Source organism: Streptomyces sp. NPDC004658, assembly GCF_040609555.1.
In the GTDB taxonomy this organism is placed as follows: Bacteria; Actinomycetota; Actinomycetes; order Streptomycetales; family Streptomycetaceae; genus Streptomyces.
Genome location: NZ_JBEXKG010000290.1, coordinates 1 through 5116 on the forward strand (window position 1 = coordinate 1; position 5116 = coordinate 5116).

Consider the following 5116-nt stretch of genomic DNA (forward strand, 5'->3'; position numbering starts at 1 on the left):
CGCCCGGGACGCCAAGGCGGGCGGGCCCAACGGCCACCAGGCCACCCCCGACCCGCGGGTGGGGCTGCTGCTGGCGGAGGCCTACCGGCACGGAAAGGCCATCGGCGCCGCCAAGGGCGGACAGAGCGCCCTGGAGGCGGCCGGCATCCCGCTGGAGGCGCCCGGTGTCATCGCCGACGACACCGCCACCGCCGCGCTCCAGCAGCTCATCCGGCTGCTCGGCGCCCACCGGGTCTGGGAACGCTTCCCGTCCGCCGCCTGACGGCCTCGGTCACCTGTCCGCAGTACGAGCCACGGCCCCGCGCCGGCTCCCCCCCCCCGGGCAGCCCTCTCCCCTCCCCCCCCCCCCCGCCCGCCGCCCCCCCCCCCCCCCCGGGCCCCCCCCCCCACGGCTCCTCACTCCAGCGTGGTGCGGCACAGCAACAGGCAGATGTCGTCGTCGTGCTCGGAGTCGTGCAGCATCGGCTTGAGCAGCGCGTCGGCCGCCCCGTTCAGATCCGCCAGATCCGACCGGCCCAGCGCCCCCATGGCCTGGGCGAGGCGGTCGATGCCCGCGTCGATCCCGGCCGACCGTCGCTCCACCAGGCCGTCCGTGTACAGCGCGAGCGTCGAGCCCACCGGAAGCTCCAGCGTGTGCTCCTCGTACGAGAACGCCAGCGGAACCCCCAGCATGATCCCGGGTCTGGCCTCCAGCACCCGCACCTCGCCGTCCGGGCCGCGCGCGATGGCCGGGGGATGCCCGGCCGCCGCCCACACCACCCCGGGCTCCCCGGGCGTGAACCGGGCGATCGCACAGGTCGCGTACAGCTCCGGCTGCTGATGGCGGAGCATCCGGTGCAGCAGGGTGAGGATGCGCGCCGGGCCGTTGCCCTCGACGGCGTAGGCGCGCAGCGCGGTCCGCAGCTGGCCCATGATCACCGCCGCGCGCAGCCCGTGCCCCGTGACGTCCCCTATCACCGCCAGCACACTGCCGTCCGGCTGCGGAAACGCGTCGTACCAGTCGCCGCCGATGTTCAGACCGTGCGTCGCCGGCAGATAGCGCGCGGCCAGGTCGAGGCCCGGGGTGGTGGGCAGTTCCGTCAGCTGGGCGCGCTGCAGGGCCTCCGCCACGTCCCGGTGCTGCTCGTACTGGCGGGCGTTGTCCAGGGCGATGCCGGCCCGCCGGGCCAGTTCCAGCAGCATCACCGTGGTGTCCGGGTCGAAGCGCTCGCCGGGTGCCGCCAGCGTCAGCACCCCCTGCACGGTGCGCGCGCCGAGCGGCAGGCACAGCAGCGGCCGGTCCGGGGAGAGCGCGGAGGCCGGCAGGTCGTCCACGCCGGGGAGCTCACCGGGATGGGGGCCCGCGTGCTGCGGACGGCCGGTGCGCGCCGCCGTCACCGTGGCCGCCGCCCGCTCGGCCGGCAGGATCCGCTCGTCGTCCACGAGCCAGACGTCGACGTGCCGCGCGTACTCCGGGACCAGCAGCTCGGGCAGCCGGCGCAGGATGTCCTCGTGGTCGAGGGAGGCGTTCAGCACCGCGCTCGCGTTGGCCAGGAAGGTCAGCAGACGGCGGGCCTTCTCCGCCTCGGCGCGCGCCGCCCGCTCCGCCTCCAGGAGTTCGCGCTGCGCCAGAGCCGCCGCCTCCAGCTCGGCGTGCAGCGCCAGCACGCCCTGGTTGGTCTGGTGCAGCTCCTCCCGGTGGAACCGCAGCAGCTTCTCCGTCTCCGCCAGGTGCGCCAGCACCGCCGCGGTGTCCTCGTCGGCGCCCAGCAGGGCCTCGGCGAGCGGGGCCTCGTCCAGGCGGGGCAGCGGGCCGGTCACGGGGGCCGGGCACACGAGCGTGTGCTGCCACGGCTCCGCACCGCCCAGGGCGACCCGCAGCTGCCCGCCCGCACCCGTCGTCACGGTCAGGTCCGCGCCACCGCTGCCGAGAGCACGGCGCAGGCCGGCGCCGAGCGCGGCCAGGAAGCGGGCGCGGTCGAGCGCGGGCACCCCGGCGTCCGCGGTGAGCCGCGCCAGCAGGGCACGGGCGCGGGCCGCGTCGGCGGCGGAGGCGATCGTCCAGTTCTCAGAGGCGGCTGTCATCGGCGCTGGTCCGGCGGTCGGGGGCCAGTACGGCCACGCTGGTGTCGTCGCGTACGGGGCGGGCGGGGCTGCCCGCGTCGCGCAGGATGGCCGCGGCGACCACCGACGGGTCCTGGGCGAGCAGCCGGGGGTCCTCCGGCGGCCGCCACCGGCTGGGCAGTCCGTCACTGTGCACGACGAGCAGACTGTCCCGGTGCCACGGCACCCGGCGCACGGGCACGTGCGCCGGGAAGTACGCGCCGACGATCCCCGGATGGGAGACGAGGGACGTCCAGGAGTCCCCGGTGCGCACCCGGGCGCCGACGTTGCCGACGCCCGCGAAGGTGAGTTCCCCCCGGTCCGTGTCCACCTGGGCCACGGTGACCGCGGCGCCCCGGGTGGGCCGCAGCGCGGTGTGCAGCCGGCGCAGGATGTCGGCCGGCGGCAGATGCGCGGTGCGGCGCAACTCCGCCACCGCCGCGTCGGAGGCGTGGGCGGCCTTCGGACCGTGGCCCAGGCCGTCCGCGAGCAGCAGCGTCAGCAGGCTCCCGGAACGCACCCAGCTCCACGCGTCACCGCACTGCTCGGCCCGCGTGAGGGCGACCGTGATCCCGCCCGCCGGTACCGGTGCCGCCGGTGTCCCGCGCCCGCCGGGATCGCGGTCGATCCGCGCCGCCGCGACCGTCCCACGGCCCGGCAGACTGTACAGGTGGAAGGCGTTGGCGCTGCGCCGGCAGCTGCCCAGGCCCGCGCCGAGCGACCCGGCCGCGGTGGACCAGCCGTCCCGCAGCGCGGCGTCGACGTCGGCGATGCCGGGGCCGTTGTCCAGCGAGAACAGCTGCACCGACGTGTCCTCCCCGCCGGCCGGCGCCATCACCAGATTGACCACCATGCGGCCCCCGCCGGCGTGCTTGAGCAGGTTGGTGGCCAGCTCGGTGGCGACCAGCTCCGCGGCCGCCGTGCGCGCGGCGGCGAGGCCCGCCCGTCCGCACGCCTCGCGGGCCGCGATCCGGGCGTCCCGGACACGCGTGGAGTCGTGCACCGGGATCTCCCACACCCGGCTCATCCCACCCCCGGACGGGACGCGGGGACCTGGGCCACCCAGGCGACGGCGGTGACGGTCGTCCCCCGGCCGGGCTCGGTGTCCACGCTGAACTCGTGCACCAGCCGCTTCGCTCCGCTCAACCCGAGTCCGAGGCCGCCGCCGGAGGTGTACCCGTCGGTCATGGCCAGTTCCAGGTCGCGGATGCCCGGACCGCTGTCGATGAAACTCATGCGCAGGCCCCGGGTGCGGCCGTTGTCCAGCGGCGTGATCTCCGCCCGCCCGCCGCCACCGTGCACCAGCGTGTTCCGGGCCAGCTCGCTCGCCGCCGTCACCAGCTTGGTCTGCTGCACCAGACCGAAGCCGAGCTGCGCCGCGCACTGCCGCACCTGCTGCCGGACCCAGGCCAGATCCGCGTCCGAGCCGATGGGCAGGCTCGTCGCGGAAACCTGGCCGGACGACCGCATCAGCTCCCCCTCTGGGACAGCAGTTCCATGGCACGGTCGACGTCCAGGGCGGTGACCAGGCCGGGCAGGGTGAGCCCCAGCTCGACCAGGGTGATCGCCACGGCGGGCCGCATGCCGGCCAGGACCGTACGGGCCGCCAGCAGGCTGGCCGTGGAGGCGATCTCCGCGAGGACCCGGCCGAGGAACGAGTCGACGATGTCCACGCCGGAGATGTCGAGGACCACACCGGTCACCCGGCTGGTGGCGATGCGGTTGGTGATGTCCTGCTGCAACTGTTCGGCCATGCCGTCGTGCAGCTCGCCCTGCAGGGAGACCAGCAGGACGTCGCCCAGGGCGAGCACCGGCACCTGGGACGGCTGGGCGGGGGTGGGCTGGTTCACCGGGCGCTCGCACCCGTGTCCGCACGGGACACCTCGATGCCCTGCTTGCCCAGCGCGTAGGCCAGCGCGTCGGACAGCGAGGCCCGGGTGAGGACCGAGCCCAGGTCGATGCCGAGCTGCACGATGGTCTGCGCGATGGCCGGGCGGATCCCGGACACGATGCACTCCGCGCCCATCAGCCGCGCCGCGGCCACCGTCTTCATCAGGTGCTGCGCGACGAGCGAGTCCACCGTCGGTACGCCGGTGATGTCCAGGATGGCGTACCGGGCCCGCTGGTCGACGATGGCCTCCAGCAGCGACTCCATCACGACCTGGCTGCGCGCGCTGTCCAGCGTCCCGATCAGCGGTACGGCGACCGTGCCCTCCCACAACTTGATGACGGGAGTGGCCACTTCGAGCAGCTGCTGGCGCTGCCGCTCGATCAACTCGGCGTTGGCGTCCAGCGCCGTCTCCATCACCACCAGGCGCAGCGTCCCCAACAGCAGGGTCAGCGCCAGCACGCTCTGCTGGGCCTGCTCGGTGGAGGGGTCGGCGAACTCCTCGCGCAGCAGCTCGACCACGGGGACGCGCAGGCCGGCCACCTCGTCGGCGATCTGTGCCGGAGTGGATCCGGCGCGGGTCCGGGTCTGGGTCATCCGGCCCAACTGGTCGCGCACCGCCGCGAAGCCGGGAGCCCCGATGTCCTCAAGCCGTCCGCTGACGGCCACCTCGGACAGCGCGTCCACCACGGCCTTGCACGCCTCGACCGCCTCGTCACGGGAGACGGTGAAGACCGAACGGAACAGGGGGGCGTCGGCCCAGCGCTGGGCGATCTGCTCCTTGCGCCGTTCCAGGAAGGAACTCACCACCTGCGGTGCCGATTCGGCCGTGTCCTGCTCGGGCACTCTCATCCTCTCCTCTCGCACAGCCAGGTCCGCCGGTCGGCCGGCTCCTCGCCCTGATCATTGCCGACCGCCCACCGTAGCTCTCGCCGTCCGGCGGGGCCAAACCCGGTCCCGACAGTGCGGTCACGGCAACTTTCCCCAGGTCAGCGCCATTTGGCCGGAGACGCTGGGCGAACCGCGCCGGCAGTGGTCCTGCCGGCCGCCACCGCGTTGCCCGGCATGCGCGGCGCGGCCCGGCACCCCCGAGGCGGAGCGGTGCCGTGGCCGTGGGCTCCGGACGGGCCGGGGTGCGGTGCGCGG

At 75.0% G+C, this 5116-nt stretch carries 5 protein-coding genes and 1 pseudogene; 1 reads left to right on the top strand and 5 read right to left on the bottom strand.

The window, feature by feature from the left end; translation table 11 throughout:
• Window positions 1–262: pseudogene (locus tag ABZV94_RS40020) on the top strand (catalase HPII); the annotation flags it as partial.
• Between the two features lie 134 nt (window positions 263–396).
• On the opposite strand, the gene ABZV94_RS40025 reads toward ABZV94_RS40020, so the two are convergent.
• From ABZV94_RS40025 to ABZV94_RS40045, 5 genes are read right to left on the bottom strand one after another with little or no spacing between them, the layout of a single operon-like run.
• The gene (locus ABZV94_RS40025; protein ID WP_356349761.1) at window positions 397–2064 is read right to left on the bottom strand and encodes a SpoIIE family protein phosphatase; all 1668 of its coding nucleotides are present in this window, start codon (window positions 2062–2064) and stop codon (window positions 397–399) included.
• Window positions 2048–3109, bottom strand: coding sequence for a SpoIIE family protein phosphatase (locus ABZV94_RS40030; RefSeq protein ID WP_356349763.1), 1062 nt, complete (start codon window positions 3107–3109; stop codon window positions 2048–2050). Before ABZV94_RS40030 ends, ABZV94_RS40025 begins: the two co-directional genes overlap by 17 nt.
• Entirely contained in the window at window positions 3106–3552 is a 447-nt protein-coding gene (locus ABZV94_RS40035) for an anti-sigma regulatory factor (RefSeq protein WP_356349765.1), read from the bottom strand. The genes ABZV94_RS40030 and ABZV94_RS40035 overlap by 4 nt, the downstream gene beginning before the upstream one ends.
• Entirely contained in the window at window positions 3552–3932 is a 381-nt protein-coding gene (locus tag ABZV94_RS40040) for an STAS domain-containing protein (RefSeq protein ID WP_356349767.1), read from the bottom strand. The genes ABZV94_RS40035 and ABZV94_RS40040 overlap by 1 nt, the downstream gene beginning before the upstream one ends.
• A complete protein-coding gene (locus ABZV94_RS40045) occupies window positions 3929–4822 on the bottom strand; it encodes an STAS domain-containing protein (RefSeq protein ID WP_356349770.1) in 894 nt (297 codons plus the stop codon). The genes ABZV94_RS40040 and ABZV94_RS40045 overlap by 4 nt, the downstream gene beginning before the upstream one ends.
• Between the last annotated feature and the right edge of the window lie 294 nt (window positions 4823–5116).

What these genes read in the sequence shown, in the direction of transcription:
- ABZV94_RS40025 (WP_356349761.1), bottom strand. Translation starts at nt 2,064, where the DNA reads ATGACAGCCGCCTCTGAGAACTGGACGATCGCCTCCGCCGCCGACGCG.
- ABZV94_RS40030 (WP_356349763.1), bottom strand. Translation starts at nt 3,109, where the DNA reads ATGAGCCGGGTGTGGGAGATCCCGGTGCACGACTCCACGCGTGTCCGG.
- ABZV94_RS40035 (WP_356349765.1), bottom strand. Translation starts at nt 3,552, where the DNA reads ATGCGGTCGTCCGGCCAGGTTTCCGCGACGAGCCTGCCCATCGGCTCG.
- ABZV94_RS40045 (WP_356349770.1), bottom strand. Translation starts at nt 4,822, where the DNA reads ATGAGAGTGCCCGAGCAGGACACGGCCGAATCGGCACCGCAGGTGGTG.